Genomic DNA, 17,120 nt, shown 5'->3' on the forward strand with positions numbered 1-17,120 from the left:
TCAGGTTCGCCGATCAGCCCCACCCCCTGGCGCACGCTCTCCAGCGTCACGGCCGCCAAGTGGGCGGCTGGTTGGTCGGGAAGGGAACACGCTCATGGCCGATCTGGCCTACGCGTTGCTGCTGATCGGGGTCTTCGCGGTGCTGGCGCTGGGCGTGCGCGGTCTGGACAAGTTGTGAGCGGTACGGGGGTGGTGGCGAACGTCGTCGGTGGCGTGCTCGCCCTGCTGGTGATCGGGTACCTGTTCGTCGCTCTGCTCAGGCCGGAGAAGTTCTGATGTCCTCGACCACGGCCGGCCTGCTCCAGATCGGCGTGTTGCTGGTCGCCTTGGCCCTGGTGCACCGGCCGTTCGGCGACTACATGGCCCGCGTCTACTCCAGTCCGCAGCACACGCGGGTGGAGCGGGTGATCTACCGCATGACCCGGGTCGACCCCGACTCCGAGCAGCGCTGGAGCACCTACGCCTACGGCGTGCTCGGGTTCTCGTTCGTCGGGATCGTGTTCCTCTATGTGCTGCAACGGTTCCAGTCACTGCTGCCGTTCGACTTCGACCGCGGTGACGTCGGGCCGGGCATGGCCTTCAACACGGCCGTCAGCTTCGTGACCAACACGAACTGGCAGTCCTACGTGCCGGAAACGGTCATGGGGCACACCGTGCAACTGGTCGGGTTGACGGTGCAGAACTTCGTGTCGGCCGCCGTCGGCATGGCTGTCGCGATCGCGCTCGTCCGCGGGTTCGTGCGGAGTCGGACCGACCGGCTGGGCAACTTCTGGGTGGACCTGGTCCGCGGTGTGGTGCGCATCCTGCTGCCGGTCGCGTTCGTGTTCGCGATCGTGCTGGTGGCGTGTGGTGTGGTGATGAGCTTCAAGGCCGGCGTGGACGTGGACGGGAACACCGTCGCCACGGCCCCGGTCGCGAGCCAGGAGGCCATCAAGGAATTGGGCACCAACGGCGGCGGCGTGCTCAACGCCAACTCGGCGCACCCGTTCGAGAACCCCAACGGCTGGTCGAACCTGGTCGAGATCTTCCTGATCCTGGTCATCCCGGTGTCGTTGACCCGCACGTTCGGCACGCTGGTGGGGGAGCGGAAGCAGGGTTACGTGCTGCTGTCCGTGATGGGCGCGCTGTGGGGCGCGATGCTCGCGGTGATCTGGGCGGCCGAGGCGCACGGCCTCAGGCCGTTGGAGGGCAAGGAAGTCCGGTTCGGCATCCCGTCCTCGGCGTTGTTCGCCAACGCCACCACGGGCACGTCCACGGGCGCGGTGAACTCGATGCACGACAGCTTCACCGGCCTGGGCGGTGGCGGTGCGCTGCTGAACATGCTGTTCGGCGAGATGACGCCGGGCGGTGTGGGCACGGGCCTGTACAGCATCCTGGTGATGGCCGTGATCGCGATGTTCCTGGCTGGCCTCATGGTCGGTCGCACGCCGGAGTACCTGGGCAAGAAGCTGGGGCGGCGGGAGGTGACGGCGGCGGCCGTGTCGATCCTGGCCATGCCGACCGTGTTGCTGATCGGCGCGGGCATCGCCGCGATCCTGCCGGGCACGCAAGGCGCGTTGAACAACCCCGGCGCGCACGGCCTGTCGGAAATCCTCTACGCCTACGCGTCGGCGTCGAACAACAACGGCAGTGCGTTCGCCGGGATCACGGTCACCAGCGACTGGTTCCAGGCCTCGCTGGGCGTGTGCATGGCACTGGGTCGGTTCGTGCCGATCGTGGCCGTGCTGTGCTTGGCAGGTTCCCTTGCCGCGCAACGGAAAGTGCCGGTCACGGCGGGCACGCTGCCGACCACCGGGCCGTTGTTCGCCTCGCTGCTGGCCGGTGCGATCGTGCTGGTCGCGGCCCTGACCTTCGTCCCCGCTCTCGCTCTCGGTCCCATCGCGGAGGCCCTGCTGTGACCGTCACGACCGATCGTCCGCAAAGGACTCCCGAGGAGGTCCGCCACGACCTGGGCCACCAGGTCGCCGCCGGCGTGTTCAACCCGCGTCAGCTCGTCACGTCGTTGCCCGACGCGCTGCGCAAGTTCCACCCGCGCCACCAGGTGCGCAACCCGGTCATGTTCGTCGTCTGGGTCGGCTCGATCCTGGTCACGGTGTTCGCGATCGGCGACCCGAGCGTGTTCACCATTGCGGTGGCGTTGTGGCTGTGGTTCACGGTTCTTTTCGCCAACCTGGCGGAGGCGGTCGCCGAGGGGCGGGGCAAGGCACAGGCGGAATCGTTGCGGCGGACCAAGAAGGACGCCGTGGCCCGTCGCCTCACCGAGGACGGCTCCGAGGAACGCGTCCCCGGCACCGAACTGCGTGTCGGTGACCTGGTCGTGGTCGAGGCCGGTGAGGTGGTCCCGGGTGACGGTGACGTGGTCGAGGGCATCGCGACGGTGGACGAGTCGGCCATCACCGGCGAGTCCGCCCCGGTGGTCCGTGAGTCCGGCGGTGACAGGTCCGCGGTGACGGGTGGGACGACTGTGCTGTCGGATCGGATCGTCGTGCGGATCACCACCAAGCCGGGGGAGACGTTCGTCGACCGCATGATCGCCCTGGTCGAGGGCGCGCAGCGGCAGAAGACGCCCAACGAGATCGCGCTGACGATCCTGCTGTCCACGTTGACGATCATCTTCCTGCTGGCGGTCGTGGCGTTGCAGCCGTTCGCGGTGTACTCCGGCGGCGAGCAGTCGGTGATCGTGCTGACCGCGCTGCTGGTGTGCCTGATCCCGACCACGATCGGCGCGCTGCTGTCCGCGATCGGCATCGCGGGCATGGACCGGCTCGTGCAGCGCAACGTCCTGGCCACCTCAGGCAAGGCCGTCGAGGCCGCCGGGGACATCGACACGCTCCTGCTGGACAAGACCGGCACGATCACCTGGGGCAACCGCCGCGCCACGGAGATCATCCCGGTCAACGGCACCAGCATGGAGGCCCTGGTCGACGCGGCCCGCCTGTCGAGTCTGGCCGATGGCACTCCCGAGGGCCGCAGCGTCGTCGAGCTGTGTGTGGTCGAGCACGGCCGCTCCGCCGACGCGACCGACCACGAGAAGACCGGCGAGTTCGTGCCGTTCACCGCGCAGACCCGGATGAGCGGCATCGACCTGGACGGCCGGCGCATCCGCAAGGGCGCGGCGAGCGGGTTCGAGGTGTCCGAGGAGACCCGCCGTGTCGTGGACGGGATCGGCGCCGATGGAGGGACTCCGTTGGTGGTGGCCGAGAACGACGTGGTGTTGGGTGTGATCCGGCTGTCCGACGTCGTGAAGCCAGGCATGAAGGAGCGCTTCGCCGAACTGCGCGCGATGGGCATTCGCACGGTCATGGTCACCGGCGACAACCCGTTGACCGCCAAGGCGATCGCGGCCGAGGCGGGCGTGGACGACCACCTGGCCGAAGCCAAGCCCGAGGACAAGATGGCCCTGATCCGGCGGGAGCAGGAAGGCGGTCGGCTGGTCGCGATGACCGGCGACGGCACCAACGACGCCCCGGCGCTGGCCCAGTCCGATGTCGGCGTGGCCATGAACACCGGCACCTCGGCCGCCAAGGAGGCCGGGAACATGGTCGATTTGGACTCGGACCCGACCAAGCTGATCGAGATCGTGGAGATCGGCAAGCAGTTGCTGATCACCCGGGGTGCGCTGACGACGTTCAGCGTGGCCAACGACCTGGCCAAGTACTTCGCGATCCTCCCGGCCATGTTCGCCGCCATCTACCCGCAGCTGGACAAGCTCAACATCATGCACCTCGGGTCGCCGCGGTCCGCGATCCTGTCCGCGGTGATCTTCAACGCCCTGGTCATCATCGCGCTGATCCCGCTGGCCCTGCGGGGCGTGCGCTACCGCCCGTCCAGCGCCGCCGCGTTGCTGCGGCGCAACCTGCTGGTCTACGGCGTGGGTGGCATCGTGGCGCCGTTCGCCGGGATCTGGCTGATCGACCTGCTCGTCCGACACATCCCCGGAATCGGGTGAACCCCATGCTCAGGCAAGTCGCCGCGGGGCTGCGCGTCCTGCTCGTCCTGACCGTTCTCACCGGCATCCTGTACCCGCTCGCGGTGTGGGGCGTATCCCGGCTGCCCGGCCTGCACGCCAACGCCGAAGCCGTCGACACCACGTTGGTCGCGGTGGACCGAGAGGGCGACCAGTGGTTCCACACCCGGCCCTCCGCCGCCACCCTCCCGGCGTCCGGCGGGTCGAACAAGGGCGAACGCAACGCCGACTACGACACCGTGGTCGCCGAACGCCGAGCCACCATCGCCCACCGCGAAGGCGTCCCAGAAGCCCAGGTCCCCCAAGACGCCGTCACCGCCTCAGCCTCCGGCCTCGACCCGCACATCAGCACCGCCTACGCGTTGTTGCAGGCACCGCGGGTGGCGCGCGAGAACGGTCTGACCGAGGACCGCGTGCGCGAGTTGATCACCGAGCACACCGACCGCCGAGCCGCCGGCCTCCTCGGCGAACCGGGCGTCAACGTCACCGCCCTCAACCGCGCGCTCAAGGCGGCCCCATGAGTTGTTAGCGCTAACTGGACACTGGGCACGTCTTGACAGCGCGTATCGCGGGCAACACTCTGTGTGTCGAGCTTCGGATGTGAGCGCAAACATCTGTAGGCGCCCTCTCGACGACGAGCAGGAGACAGCGTGGGTGGAGCCCGAATCTCATCCGTGCGGCGAGCGGGCGCGATGCTCGCCGCCGCGGTCCTGGTGGCGACGACCCTGACGTCGGGGTTGGAGGAACCCGCGTCGGCGTGGGACAACGGGGTCGCCACGACCCCGCCGCTGGGCTGGAACAGCTATGACTCGTTCAACTGGAACGTCACCGAGGCGCAGGTCAAGGCCAACGCCGACTACATGCGGGACAACCTCAAGCAGCACGGCTGGCAGTACATCGTCATCGACTGGGCGTGGTACTACCCGGGCCAGGGCACGGGGAGCCCGAACCAGGACGCCAACTTCCAGCCCCGGCTGCGCACCGACGCCGGCGGCCTGCTGTGGCCGGACACGACGCGGTTCCCGTCCGCCGCGGGCACGAACGGGTTCAAGCCGCTGGCCGACTACATCCACGCCGGGGGTCTGAAGTTCGGCGTGCACCTGATGCGCGGCATCCCGCGCCAGGTGGTCGCCGACAACCTGCCGGTGCCGGGCACGAACTGCCGGGCGAACGAGATCGACAACGGCACCACCGCGGCCTGGCTCAACCTGAACTGGGGCCTGGACATGAGCCACCCGTGCGCCCAGTCCTACCTGGACGCCCAGTTCAAGCTGCTCGCCTCGTGGGGCGTGGACTACGTCAAGGTCGACGACATCGCCGCGCCGACCTACCGGCAGGCCGAGATCGAGGGCTACAAGCTGGCGATCCAGCGCAGCGGGCGCCCGATGGTGCTGAGCCTGTCGCCCGGCCCGACGTCGACCGACAACGGCGCGCACGTCGCCGCCAACGCCAACATGTGGCGGGTCGTCAACGACCTGTGGGACAACTGGCCGCAGTTGGAGGCGCTGTTCGAGCGGTTGCACGCGTGGACACCGCACCGCAGGGCGGGCGCGTGGCCCGACCCGGACATGATCCCGATCGGGCGGCTGTCCCAGCGGGGTCCGGTCGGCGAGCCCCGCTACTCCAACCTCACCCCCGACGAGCAGCGCACCCTGATGACCCTCTGGTCGATCACGAAGTCGCCGCTGATGTGGGGTGGCGACCTGACCCAGAACCGGGCGTCCGAGCTGGCGCTGATGACCAACTCCGCCGTGCTGGCCGTAGACCAGCACAGCACCAACAACCGCCAGCTGTTCAGCGGCACGCACACCGCGTGGACCGCGGACGTGCCGGGCAGCGGCGACAAGTACATCGCGCTGTTCAACCGGGGCACGGCCACGGCGACCGTGTCGGCCTCGCTCGCCGAATTCGGGATCGGCTCCGCGACGGTGGTCGACCTGTGGTCGGGCGCGAACCTCGGCACGGTCTCCGGCACCCTGTCCCGCTCCCTGCCCGCCCACGGCGCCGGCCTGTACCGGCTCACACCGCGGACCACGGTGCCGGTGCCGCCCGAGCAGACGCTCACCGCCCGGCACAGCGGCAAGGTCGCGGACGTGTTCCAGCTGTCCACTGAGGACGGTGCGGATGTCGTGCAGTGGGCCGCGAACGGGCAGACCAACCAGCGTTGGCGGTTCCGCGATGTCGGTGACGGCACGTTCACCGTGGTGAACGTCCACAGTGGAAAGTGCCTGGACGTCTACGGCGGGACGGGCGCGACCGCTGACGGCGTGCGGGTGGCGCAGTGGACGTGCAACGGCCAGACCAACCAGCGGTGGCGGGTGCAGGACGCGGGCGGCGGTTACGTGCGGCTGGTCGCCCAGCACAGCGGCAAGTGCCTCGACGTCACCGGCGCCGCCACCACCGACGGCGCGAAGCTGGTGCAGTGGACGTGTGGCACCGGCGCCAACCAGCAGTGGACCCGCCGCGACGCTTGACCCCGGCGGGAAGGATCGGCGGCGGAGCATCCCGCTTCGCCGCCTTCCCCGCCCGCCACGGCGAGCAACTGCGCCGCCTACCTGCGCGCGCTCTACTGGTCGGGATGGCCTGCCGAGGCACTGGCCCGACTACGAGGGCGTCCTCCGCCCCGCCGACGAACCGGCGTCGATCCGGTCCGGCCTGACGGCCCTCCACCACGCGATCCTCACCAGGACCCGACCGCCGCCGCCCTCGACGTCCGTGACTACGGGAGGTGGGGCTTCGACCAGCGGAGCCACAGCCTGTGCTGCCCGATCGACGCGCAGCAGACGACGACCGCTCCAGCGCCAAAAGTCGTCGGCCCTCTCGGGCGGTCGCGCACGTGGAAATTTGCCGGCCAAACCGGCGCACAGGTCATTCGGGGTGTTGCGGTAGGCTCTACCGCAGGTGGTGGCACTACCTCGCATTGATCAGCGTGCTGACCCGACTGTGCGGCGCGATGGGCTGTGCCGGGCGGCTCGATCAGATGGCCTGGAGCATTCCCATTCGGTCCGCGAGACCACGAAGATCGGAACCTCCGGCGTCTCGCCGCGAGCGGTTCCAGATTTCACTGACGATTTCCCGCGCCCAGAAGCTGTGGCCGGTTCGGGAGGGGCCGAGCTTGTGCGCCTTCTTGAGCAGTTTGAGCACTTCGGCGTCGCGACCGCGCAGCTTGTGCAGCGCGCGGGCGTGGTCGATCAGGAACGCGACTTGCCGAGACCGTGCGGGGATGTTCTCGAGCCGCACTCGACGTGCGACCTCGGCTGCGCGTACTGGATCGTCCGCTTCGAGCGCGATGGAGATCCGCCAGAGGTCGACGTTGGTCCGGGAGAACGCCAGGAAGAACGCGTTGGTGCCGGGCGTGCGGGCCGCCAAATCGGCGGCTTCCTCGACGGCCGCCTCTGGATCGCCTGTCCCTGTGACACCGGCGCTGAAGGCGGCGGTGAGGATGGAAGTGCCGTAGACCTCGATGGACTCGGGCGTCTTCGTGTCGAGGAGTTCGGCAGCCTTCTGCGCCAGCGCCGCTGCTCGCTTGTACGCGCCGAGGCCGACAAGCGCCTGAGTCCGGGCGAACTCGGACGCGGCGATCCACAAAGGATCATCCAACTTCTTGGCGGCGGCGTTTCCGCGCTCCGCGGCGACCCATGCGAGATCCACGGCACCGAGGTTCTTCACCAACAAGGCCGTGACCTGGGTGGCCTGCACGATGCTGCGTAGCGCCTCGGGACGCTCGTCCCCGCCTTCGGCCGCGATGGCGTGCAGGTCTGTCAGCAGGGAGGGGAGCGCTCGTCCGACTTCGACGTACTTGCAGGCTTGTCGCAACTCGGCCAGGTTCGTGGTCTGCTCGGCGAGTTCAGCGATGGTTCGCCGCGAGGGCTCATCGACGTCGTCGAGGCTCGTCGAGAGCAGGGCGTGGCGGATGGCGGGCAGAGCTCCCTGCGCCTCGCTGTCGGAGTCGGCAGGGTCGACCAGCACGTGCGTGATGCCGAAGTCGGCGATACTGCACTCTAGCGCATCCGCGATCTTCGTCAGCGTGCTGCGTCGTTCGATCGGCACCGCTCCGGTCTCGATGCGGGACAGGTAGCCCTTGGTGAATCCGGCGCGATGCGCGACCACTTCCAGCGACAGGCCGCGCATCCTGCGGATGCGGCGGATCTCCTGCCCGATGCCGAGGCTGTCCGTCTCCATGCAATCCACCGTACGGCTCGCCCATATGGGTGGTCTACAGCAAGGTTTCATGCCAGGAAACTTTCACCCGCTCGTTGGCCCTAGCGTTCCTGGCGTTGGCCGGATGGCCGGGTTGGGAGACGAAGCCATGTTGGACCAAGACGCCGATGTTGGACACGTGACCTGCTCTGAGGTGCAGGTCGACGCACCTCCGGCGTTGCCAACGGTGGTCGGGGTCACAGGGGACGTGAACTCGACCGCCGTGGGCGGGAGCGGGCCGCACGTCCCGTCGATCAGCGGAGCAGCGGCCCGCTCCCCACTTCCGCTCAGCCCGGGGGCGGCTTACTACGCCCAAGCGTTCGGCTGGCCTGTCGTGATGGCGGGCGACGCCGTGGCGGCGGTGTGCGGCACCCGGTTGGCCGCCTTCACGATGCCTTCCGGCCTTGGCGGCGAGGTCAACCACCTGTTGAAGATCCACATGCTCAACGCGCCGGTCGTGGAGCTGCTCACTGAGGCCGGCCGAACGCTGTGGGTCTTCCTCTGCGAGCCTCGGAGGTCCGCTTCCCCGGCTTCCTCGCTCACCATCCATAGGGTCGCGCACCACGGCGAAGGGTCGACCGTGCTCTTGCCTCCCACCGTTGGCACAACGGCCGGTTCACCTCGGTGGGTCGACCAGCCCCAGTTCGGCATGAAGGTCGAGTTGCCCCCGTGGATGAGTGTCTTCGCGTGCATCCGCAGGGCAACGCTTCGTTGATCCAGCCCTTAAGGGCTGAGGACACCCGATCTCGGTCGGGGCATGTGCTGCGTTGGCGTACATGCTCCGACCGCGCCATCGACTCGGAGATCCCGATGGACATCACGGAGATGATCAGCCGCCTGCGCTTGGAAGGCGGATTCCGGCTGTTGCCCCTGTTGAGCCACACCGGAGAGGTTGCGGGCATCCACCTGACCCGGTTCGCGGCAGGGGGTTTCGTGGACGTCATGCAGGTCTGGCAAGAAGGCTGGACGAGTTTCGCGCGTGTCAGGGACAGCCTGGACTTGGCTGCGCCGCTGGGTGTCCCACCCACCGAGCGCAAGGTGGCAGACGACTTCGCCGTCATCGCGAACGCGCTGCTGCTGGGAGAACTGCCCCCGACCACATTGCCGATCGTCCCGTAGCCGGGCTGTCGGTTCACAGGCCCTTCGGGATGCAGCATCACACTACCGAGTGTGCACTCACCCACCCGCTGCCCCGATGTGGAGACACGGCGGGCCGAGGAGAACACTCCCCGGCCCGCCGTGCGCTTACTCCCCGCCGCGTAGCCTCGCTCGGACGGTCCAGCCGTCCGAACCTTGCTCGAACGTGGCGGTGAGCTGGTCGTGGCCCAGTTCGCCGCACTCGTGCCAGTCGTCCACCAGTTCGGCGAGCTGGTCGGATGCCCGGCTTGTGCCCGCCTCCATGAGGGCACCGTCGGGGAGGACCACCGCGATGCTGTCGGCGAAGCCCACGCCGATACCCCAGCCCCAGGACGTGCCGAGGCTGGCAGGCGAAGTGGTCTTCGCGAGCACGAAGGCGTTGAACGCCTCCCGCTTCGCGCGGTCGACCGGAAGGAAGCCCGGTAGTGGTGTCGATCCGTGTGCCTGGTTGAGCAGGCTGGTGGCGATCGTGCCGGGCTGGTTGTGCAGCTCGTGTGCGCTGATCCACCACGCAGGCCCGTCACCGGTCGACACCGAGGCGTCCACGTACCGGATCGGCAACCCCAGCTCGGTCACGACGTCCGGGGCCATCTCGATGAAGCTGCCCGGTTGGATGTCTCCGCCGCGGATCGGATCGGCCACCTCGCACCTGACGACCACGTTGGCGCACGCGATGTCCGCGACCTTGACCGGGGTGACGATGACGCCGTCCTCGACGGTCTGCTCGACCCAGGGCGCTGGAATCACGTGGGGTGTGGTCCAGGCGATCACCCTGTCGAACGGCGCTCCTTGCGCCCATCCCTGGAATCCGTCGGCGGCGTGCACCTCCACGTTCTGGTGGCCGGCCTGGGCGTGGAGCGTTGCGGCGCGGGCCACCAGTTCCTGGTCGACGTCGATCGAGACGACATGACCGCTTTCGCCGACGATGCCCGCCAGCACGGCGCTGGAGTACCCGGACCCGGTTCCGATCTCCAGTACCCGTGCTCCGGGGTGGAGGTCGAGCATGGCGACCATTTTCTTGATCCGGCTGTCCGCCGTGCTTTGTCGGACCGGGCTTCCGTCGGCGTGCTTGACCCAGGTGTCGTAGTCCACGGTCGCGGCTGCCGCCGGTGGGTTCTCCGTCACGAGGTTGTTCCTTTCCTTGTCGGTGCTGAAGAGATGACGAGCAACCGCTGATAGGTCGCGGTCGTGTCGGGTTCGCCGATCGGGTTGCCCGCGTGGTCGCTGACCCAGGCGTGCGCCTCGAACGGCGGTGTTCGGACCCCTTGGCACCAGGTCACGCCGTGTCCACGCAGGCCCAGCAAGTACACGGCCGCCAGGGACCGTTCAAGGCAGGCGACCCGGAAGGGCATGAAGCGAGCCCCGGAGTCGATCGCGTGCAGTACCCGAAGCACCTCACGAGGGGTTGCAGGACGCCGTGAATGGCGCGCGCACCAGCGGGCCGCTGCGGTCATCCGGTCGAAGGGGAGCAGGCGCAGTGCGACTCCGACGGCGAGGCTCGCCGCCGCGCCGATGAGCGTGGCCAGTGCGGAGGAGCGTTCCGGTCGCCCGGTCGCCATCGGGACGCTCACCGGTCAACCTCGACAAGCCCGGCCCGCTGCAACTGCTCCACGAATGCGACGAGGTCCCGGCGGACCCGGTCGACGGAGACGCCGAAGCGCTCGCCCACCGCTGCCGCCGCTGCGTCGCTGTCCGTGGGATGGTCGGACAGCGCTTGCCAGATGGCCGCGCCCGTCGGGTTGCACTGATGGAGCTTGCCGGTCGCCTCCGCCAGCAGCACGAGGTTGCCCTCGGTCACGACCGCCGACACGTCAGGTCGAAGACGCACGCGCACGGTCGACGTCCTCTCCCCGCAACGCGGCCGACCGCTTCTCCCAGCCACGCAACCACACCTCGGTGCTGACGAGGGCGTCCAACGCCCCCAGTCCCACCGGTAGCCCGGCCGTGCCCTGGTCCACCGACCACCGCACCGCGACCTCGTCCACAAGGCCGAGGGCGCCGAGACGAGAACCGGTGAACAGTTCGTGCAGAACGTCGGCGTTGCGTCGGATGCCTTGATACGCCAGGGCGCTGTAGTCGCCCTTGGTCCTGCGGTTGGCGAGTTCCGCGGGCACCAGGCCGACTGCGGCACGCTGGATCAGCGGCTTGGCCTGTTCTGGTGTCGTCCGCACCCATGCCGGTGCCGACCAGCACGCGCGCACGACGTCGTCGTCAAGGTAGGGCGCGTGGTGGTTGACGCCGTTGGCCGCAGCCAACTCCGAATAGAGCCGCTGTTTGCGACCGAACACGTTCAGCGCCATCCAACTCGCCGAGTCACCGATGCCGAACGGGCCAGGCACGACGGGCGAGTCATGCTCGGCGGCGTGCCGACGAAGGCGGGCCGCGACAAGGTGACGTGCTTCGGGCGTCATCCACTCCGCGACCCTGCTGTGCCCGAGCCACGTCACGAGAGTGGCGAATCCGCGTCGGCGCGTGTTCCCACCCTCCAGATGGTCGGCCTCAACCCTCAAGGCGTCGCCGTAGCCGGTCTGCCTGAGCGCGACGCCTGCCCGAACCAGCCAGTGCGGTGCTTCGTGACGAAGGCTTGCCCAGCCGTTGACGTGCTTCCCGAACTCCCGCAGGGTGCCGACCCTGGCCAGGTCACCGAGGTAGGAAGGAAGCGCGCTCAACACCGCGTCCCCGCCGTCCCCGCTCAGGTGCAGGTCCGACCCGGTGTCCGCGATGCCGCGAAGCCACCAGGCGGACCGGCTTGAGTTGGCCACGTGGGCCGCCGGCTCGTCGAGGAACGGGACGCTCTCCAGGTCGGAGTACGGGACCACCTCTCGCGGAACGAGCCACAGCAGATGCTCAAGACCGCCGGCGTGCTCGGCGACCTTGCGCGCCGTGCCGACGTCATCCACACCAGGCACGGTCAGCGAGATCGCACTGACGGAAGCGTCCTGCGCACGCGCGGCCAGCGCCGCGACGGTGGAGGAGTCCCAACCACCGCTGAGATCGACAGTCGGATGCCTCGCTTCATCGACCCGACCCGTGACGGCACGGGACAGCGCGTGGCCCACGAGGTCACCCGCCTTGCGCACGTCGTTTTCCGGAGCGGGCAACATCGTCAACTGACGCGGCTGCACGCGGTGGCCGGTGACCTGCAAGGCCCAACCGGGGCGAAGCGCGGCCACCTCCGACCACGGTGAACCCGGCCACCACACATCGGCCGCACCCGGCACCAACAACCTCGTCGCCAACCACTCGCGGGACAACGTCCCGTCCACAAGGGACGCGAGCCGGTTCGCATGTGAACCGGCCACAGGCTGTCCTTCCGGTGTGCGCGCGTGGAACACCACGCGCTGACCGGCCAGATCGCCGGTCACCACAATCATGTCTTCACTCGCCGCGATCACGACGCAGCTTCCACCCACGGACGTCATCGCCGTCAGGTCGCCCGCGGCGACCTGACGGGCGACCGTCCGCTGATCCTCGCGGGCAAGCGAGCAGTGGCCGAGTATCAACACCGAGGTGCCGTTCGACTCGGCCAGGTGCACGCGATCGGACGGCCCGGACGGGCCATGCCACAGTCGCATCTGTGCGACGTCGACACACGCCCAGTCCGGACCGATACCCGCTCGAACTGCGAGGTGGGAACTACGGTCGGCGAGAGTTGCCAACCATTCCACTATCGACTCAGTAGTAGTACTCGCCCATGTCGGCGGTGTCGTCCTGCGAGTTCCCGTTGGTCAGCGCCACGACGTCACCCAGCTCGACCACCTGCGGCGTCTCGTAGATCATCGCGTCCGACCCGCTCGGGGTTCCCTTGACGGCCTGCATGGCCATGTCCTTCCCCGTGCACTCACCCGGCGGGAATCCTGGCCACGGTTCACGATCATCGCAACCCGCAGGGTCTCTTATTACCCGATCGGGCTAACCGAGTCCATGGCGTTGCGGTCACGTGACGACGAATGCCGCAATAGTGCGGAATCGCTTACGGCACGAGGGTCATCTGCGTGTTCTCCCGGTAACCGAGTCCTCGGCCGACGTCGCGGTATGCCAGGCTCATGGCGGGTGAGGTGCACGTAGGGGGATGGCGTGGCAACGAAGTCGGGCGTCGGACTACTGCCTCTCGTGCTCGTGGCGGCCGGGGTCGTGGTCTTCTGGCCGGAGTTGCAGGAGAAGTTCGGTGACGTCGTCGGTGGTGTAACCGGAGGTGTCGAACTGGTCGGAGAGGGGGAAAACCGGTTCATGGTCGCGGCATCCGCATCGTCCCGCGTCGATCAGTGCACCCCTCAGAAGAGTCTTGCCGAGGGCGCCTGCGAAGACCTCAAGTTCATCGTCTTCGATGCCTCGAAGATGCCGTTCATCGCGCGGAACATCTCCCAGGCGTGGAAGACCGGCAGGGAAGGAGTTCTGACCAAGGACTCGCAGGCTGAACCGCAGAACCGCAAGGAGGTCTGCCTGCCCTCGTTTCCTCGCGCGTTCGGCGGCGAGTGCGACGAATATCCGTTCGCCAGTACTCGGCAAGGTGGGCGCGGCGCGCGCGAGATGGAGGTTCCGGCACGTGAGAACCGGTGTCAGGGCGGTACAATCAATGCCCAGCAGATCGTTCGCGGCATCAAGGACGGCGATGACTACCTGGTAGTCATCATCCACCCCGAGAACATCGCAACCGGTGACTACCAAGGCGTGGACATCGCGATCGAGAAAGAGACCTGCGGGTGAGCGAACCCACGAACGTGACGAACCTCGACATCGAGATCAACCACGGCCAAGTCTACATCTACTCCGACCCGCCGTGGCGCGTCGATCCGGCCCAAGCGGAAGCGGTGCTCCGCGCACTGGACGACGCGCAGAACTCCGGCCGCTACGTCGGGGTGGCGGCGGGCCTCGTCGACCTGGTGGTCCCCACGAACTGGAACTTCAACGCGCCGATGCGCGTCGAGGTGTGGGCCTCGGAACCGACACCGGACCATGACGACTGGGACAACGTCGTGGACGTCGACCTCAGCATCGTCGATGACACCTTGCACTTCGAGGGCTCCGGAGGGCGGCCGGCGATCAAGTGCACGGTGCCGACCGGGGACTACCGCGCGCGCGTGGCCGGGAGGGGCTACGACGAGCTGAAGGACAGGGTGGAAGGCATGGACAGCTACCGGCTGCAACTCTGGCCACGACTGGTCGATGCGCCCCCGACCCTTCACAGGCGGTGGGCAGGCTGGTGATCGGTGGCCGTGCGGATCGGTCACGAACCGGCGGGCTGTCCAGGGCGGTCACGAGGTGGGCGTGATCCTGGCGCGCATGGGCCGGAATTCGCCCGCTCCGGCTTCCCCGACTCCGGACTCGTCCCGGCCGGAGGCGGAGGCGGTCTTGCGTGTCCGGGACGCGCGGGCCGCAACCGGCGTGATCAACTCTTCCATCCGGCAGCCCAGGATGTCCGTCAACGCAACCATGGTCCGCAGGCTCAACCGCTCGGGCTTGTCCAGCACAAGGCGATTGACCTGGTTCGGCGAGAGGTGGCTCGTGCGGTCAGGTGGGGCAGGTCGTTGGCGCGGGGCGGTTGTCGAGGCGGTCCTGGGTCCAGGCGAGGAGTTCGGGCAGCAGGGGTGAGTCGGGCGCGACGACGCCGAGGTGGTCTCGTCCGGGGTACGTGCGGTGGTCGACGACGCCTCCGGTCGCGCACCGCCGGCGGACGTAGCCGTCCTGTACCGACGGCAGGATGAGCGGGTCGCTCCCGCCCTGTGCGACGAGCAGCGGGGCGGGGATGGGGCCGGTGGGGGTGTTCTCGCGCAGCCGCGCGCCGAACGCGCCGCTGGTGGGGTCGCCGTTCCAGATCGGCCGGTCGAACAGCAGCGACGTCATCACCGTGACCGTGATCGACGGTTCGGTCAGGCAGCGGCCCGCCATCTCGCGTGCCTGGAGGCGGGCGGTCGGCCGGACCATGGCGGAGTAGTCGACGTCCGGGTAGATCTCGCTGTAGGACTCGATCACGTAGGCGGCCAGGACGGTGGCCTGCCGCAGCCCGCCCAGGTTGTCGACGAGCCCGGACAGGTCGGACGCGGGCGCGAGGGCGGCGACGCCGAGGACGTTGGTCTGCGGGGCGTAGGTCGGCGCGAGGATGCCGGTCCACAGCGCGGCGTGACCGCCCTGCGAGTGCCCCCAGACCACGGTCCGCTCGGCGAGGTCGACACCGCCGAGGTGGCGGGCGGCGCGGACGGCGTCCAGCACGGACCGGGCCTCGCCCTGCCCGATCAGGTACGGGTGCGGGCCCGCGGTGCCCAGGCCCGGGTAGTCGGTCGCCACGACGACCCAGCCGCGCGCGAGGACTTCGGCCGCCGCGGGGATGGCTCCGGGGCCGAAGGGATCGGCCGCCAGCGAGGGCGCGCAGCCCGGTGTGGCGCCGGTGGTCCCGTGCGCCCAGGCGATGACCGGGCGCGGACCGGGAGGGGCGTTCTCGGGCGCGAGCACCAGCCCGCTCGCCGTCGCGGGGACGCCCTCGTCGCGCGTCGTCGTGTACAGGATGCGCCACGCCCGCGCGCCGGCCGGGACACCTCGGGTGAAGGGTTCGCTGCGCAGCAACAGGCCGGGCGTGGTCGGCGCGTCGGACGGCGGGTCGTAGAACGCGTCGGGCCGGGGCGCGGCGCCGTGGACCCGCACGCTGACCACCAGCAGCGCCACCGCCACCACCAGCGCGCACACCGCCGCGACCGTGCGGGTCCAACGCGGCAGCACCCGCTTGCCGTGCCCGGGGCGGACCGCTGTGGCGACCAGGTCGACGCCCACGAGCACCAGCCGCGCCCCGAACACGACCGCGACGACGATCTCGGTGATGTCGGGCCAGCTCAGCGCGAGCACCCCGAAGACCACCGCCGCCACACCGCGCACGACCACCGTCACCCGCTGGTCCGCCGCGCCGCGCAGCCCCGTCACGACGTCCACGACACCGGCGACGATCAGCGCCACGCCGGCCAGCACGGTGATCGTGCCGATCGCGACACCGGGCAACAGGATCACGAGGAGACCCGCCACGACCCACGCCACGCCGACGAGCAGCGCCACCCGGGGCATCGCTGACGCGCGCGCCGAGGCCAGCTCGCCGAGGCCGGCCACCGCCATCCCGACGGCGACCAGCAGCACCAGCACGGCGACGGAGCGGAACGGGTGCGCGACCAACACCGCACCCAGCAGGACGCACAACGCGCCGACGACTCCCGCGATCCACCGGACGTGAGTCTTGGGCCGCCTCGCGGCGGGTGCATGCCAAATGGCCACCATGGCCACATCCAACCCCGCGCGTGTGCGGGCGGCTTTCGAGGAGGGCAGAGGAACCTCATCGGGTGACGCGCCGGGCTTGCTCGGGGGGTGGTGGGAGCGGGCTCGCGACGGCGGCCCGGCGACGGTGGTGGCGCGGCGGTGGTGGCGCGGCGGGGTGTGCGGCGGGTGGTGGGGCGTTTGGGCGGGCTCTCCCACCTCTGCTTCCACCCGCCCGCCCCTCCCTAGCCGCCAGCCACAAGCCGGCGCACTGGCGCGCCCAACGCGCTGCGCGAGTTGTTCCGCGCCGCAGGCCGTTCTGCACCGTGAGTAATGCCCGTGTGCGCGGTACACCGTGAGTAGAACGCGTCCAAATCTCCTGTAGCCCTTTCGGGTATTTCGGTTTGCGAGCAACTCGCACAGTTGCATTTATTCGCAATGCAACCGTTACACCCAATCGGGTGACACGAACATACGCTTCCCATACGGCTTAATCGACTGGTCGGCACGCTCGGTGACCAACCGGGGACTGTGGGCGCGCTGACCTGCTGGTTCGGTCGTCGACCGGCCACCGCTATACGGC

General features: G+C 69.0%; 16 protein-coding genes and 1 pseudogene. 9 read left to right on the forward strand and 8 right to left on the reverse strand.

Annotated elements, in window-relative coordinates; genetic code table 11:
* Positions 1 to 174: 174 nt before the first annotated feature.
* From kdpF to RIN75_RS16170, 5 genes are all read left to right on the forward strand, one after another.
* Positions 175 to 276: a K(+)-transporting ATPase subunit F gene (gene kdpF, locus RIN75_RS16150; RefSeq protein WP_309112743.1), complete on the forward strand. Its 102-nt coding sequence runs from the start codon at positions 175 to 177 to the stop codon at positions 274 to 276.
* Positions 276 to 1,898 carry a potassium-transporting ATPase subunit KdpA gene (kdpA, locus tag RIN75_RS16155; protein ID WP_309112744.1) on the forward strand — a complete coding sequence of 541 codons (1,623 nt, stop codon included), beginning with the start codon at positions 276 to 278 and terminating at the stop codon, positions 1,896 to 1,898. The genes kdpF and kdpA overlap by 1 nt, the downstream gene beginning before the upstream one ends.
* A complete protein-coding gene (kdpB, locus tag RIN75_RS16160; RefSeq protein WP_309112745.1) occupies positions 1,895 to 3,949 on the forward strand; it encodes a potassium-transporting ATPase subunit KdpB in 2,055 nt (684 codons plus the stop codon). The genes kdpA and kdpB overlap by 4 nt, the downstream gene beginning before the upstream one ends.
* Positions 3,946 to 4,488, forward strand: a complete 543-nt coding sequence (locus tag RIN75_RS16165) for a potassium-transporting ATPase subunit C (RefSeq protein ID WP_309112746.1) — start codon at positions 3,946 to 3,948, stop codon at positions 4,486 to 4,488. The genes kdpB and RIN75_RS16165 overlap by 4 nt, the downstream gene beginning before the upstream one ends.
* Positions 4,489 to 4,617: 129 nt before the next feature.
* Positions 4,618 to 6,441, forward strand: a complete 1,824-nt coding sequence (locus RIN75_RS16170; RefSeq protein ID WP_309112747.1) for an alpha-galactosidase — start codon at positions 4,618 to 4,620, stop codon at positions 6,439 to 6,441.
* Between the two features lie 502 nt (positions 6,442 to 6,943).
* Here RIN75_RS16170 and RIN75_RS16175 read toward each other — a convergent pair.
* Positions 6,944 to 8,149 (reverse strand): helix-turn-helix transcriptional regulator, encoded by a 1,206-nt coding sequence (locus RIN75_RS16175; protein ID WP_309112748.1) that lies wholly within the window; start codon positions 8,147 to 8,149, stop codon positions 6,944 to 6,946.
* 157 nt (positions 8,150 to 8,306) lie between these two features.
* Between RIN75_RS16175 and RIN75_RS16180 the strand changes: the two genes are divergently transcribed.
* On the forward strand, positions 8,307 to 8,882 hold the full coding sequence (locus tag RIN75_RS16180; RefSeq protein ID WP_309112749.1) for a hypothetical protein: 576 nt from the start codon (positions 8,307 to 8,309) through the stop codon (positions 8,880 to 8,882).
* Between the two features lie 95 nt (positions 8,883 to 8,977).
* On the forward strand, positions 8,978 to 9,286 hold the full coding sequence (locus RIN75_RS16185; RefSeq protein WP_309112750.1) for a hypothetical protein: 309 nt from the start codon (positions 8,978 to 8,980) through the stop codon (positions 9,284 to 9,286).
* A 126-nt stretch (positions 9,287 to 9,412) separates the two neighbouring features.
* On the opposite strand, the gene RIN75_RS16190 is transcribed toward RIN75_RS16185, so the two are convergent.
* From RIN75_RS16190 to RIN75_RS16210, 5 genes are read right to left on the reverse strand one after another with little or no spacing between them, the layout of a single operon-like run.
* Positions 9,413 to 10,429, reverse strand: a complete 1,017-nt coding sequence (locus RIN75_RS16190) for a methyltransferase domain-containing protein (protein ID WP_309112751.1) — start codon at positions 10,427 to 10,429, stop codon at positions 9,413 to 9,415.
* The gene (locus tag RIN75_RS16195; protein ID WP_309112752.1) at positions 10,426 to 10,863 is read right to left on the reverse strand and encodes a lasso peptide biosynthesis B2 protein; all 438 of its coding nucleotides are present in this window, start codon (positions 10,861 to 10,863) and stop codon (positions 10,426 to 10,428) included. The genes RIN75_RS16190 and RIN75_RS16195 overlap by 4 nt, the downstream gene beginning before the upstream one ends.
* Positions 10,864 to 10,871: 8 nt before the next feature.
* Positions 10,872 to 11,102, reverse strand: a complete 231-nt coding sequence (locus RIN75_RS16200; protein ID WP_309112753.1) for a PqqD family protein — start codon at positions 11,100 to 11,102, stop codon at positions 10,872 to 10,874.
* A 13-nt stretch (positions 11,103 to 11,115) separates the two neighbouring features.
* Positions 11,116 to 12,963 (reverse strand): albusnodin/ikarugamycin family macrolactam cyclase, encoded by a 1,848-nt coding sequence (locus RIN75_RS16205; protein ID WP_309112754.1) that lies wholly within the window; start codon positions 12,961 to 12,963, stop codon positions 11,116 to 11,118.
* Between the two features lie 16 nt (positions 12,964 to 12,979).
* Complete coding sequence (locus RIN75_RS16210; RefSeq protein WP_309112755.1) at positions 12,980 to 13,123, reverse strand: lasso RiPP family leader peptide-containing protein; 144 nt, start codon at positions 13,121 to 13,123, stop codon at positions 12,980 to 12,982.
* 258 nt (positions 13,124 to 13,381) lie between these two features.
* Here RIN75_RS16210 and RIN75_RS16215 point away from each other — a divergent pair, with 258 nt between their 5' ends.
* The gene (locus tag RIN75_RS16215; protein ID WP_309112756.1) at positions 13,382 to 14,011 is read left to right on the forward strand and encodes a NucA/NucB deoxyribonuclease domain-containing protein; all 630 of its coding nucleotides are present in this window, start codon (positions 13,382 to 13,384) and stop codon (positions 14,009 to 14,011) included.
* Complete coding sequence (locus RIN75_RS16220) at positions 14,008 to 14,511, forward strand: hypothetical protein (RefSeq protein ID WP_309112757.1); 504 nt, start codon at positions 14,008 to 14,010, stop codon at positions 14,509 to 14,511. Before RIN75_RS16215 ends, RIN75_RS16220 begins: the two co-directional genes overlap by 4 nt.
* Before the next feature lie 48 nt (positions 14,512 to 14,559).
* On the opposite strand, the pseudogene RIN75_RS16225 reads toward RIN75_RS16220, so the two are convergent.
* Together RIN75_RS16225 and RIN75_RS16230 are read right to left on the reverse strand one after the other, a co-directional pair.
* A pseudogene (locus RIN75_RS16225) lies at positions 14,560 to 14,796 on the reverse strand (helix-turn-helix domain-containing protein); the annotation flags it as partial.
* A 19-nt stretch (positions 14,797 to 14,815) separates the two neighbouring features.
* Positions 14,816 to 16,558, reverse strand: a complete 1,743-nt coding sequence (locus RIN75_RS16230; protein WP_309112758.1) for an alpha/beta fold hydrolase — start codon at positions 16,556 to 16,558, stop codon at positions 14,816 to 14,818.
* Positions 16,559 to 17,120 lie beyond the last annotated feature (562 nt).

The sequence above is a fragment of the Saccharothrix sp. genome (assembly GCF_031180885.1).
Lineage (GTDB): Bacteria > Actinomycetota > Actinomycetes > Mycobacteriales > Pseudonocardiaceae > Actinosynnema.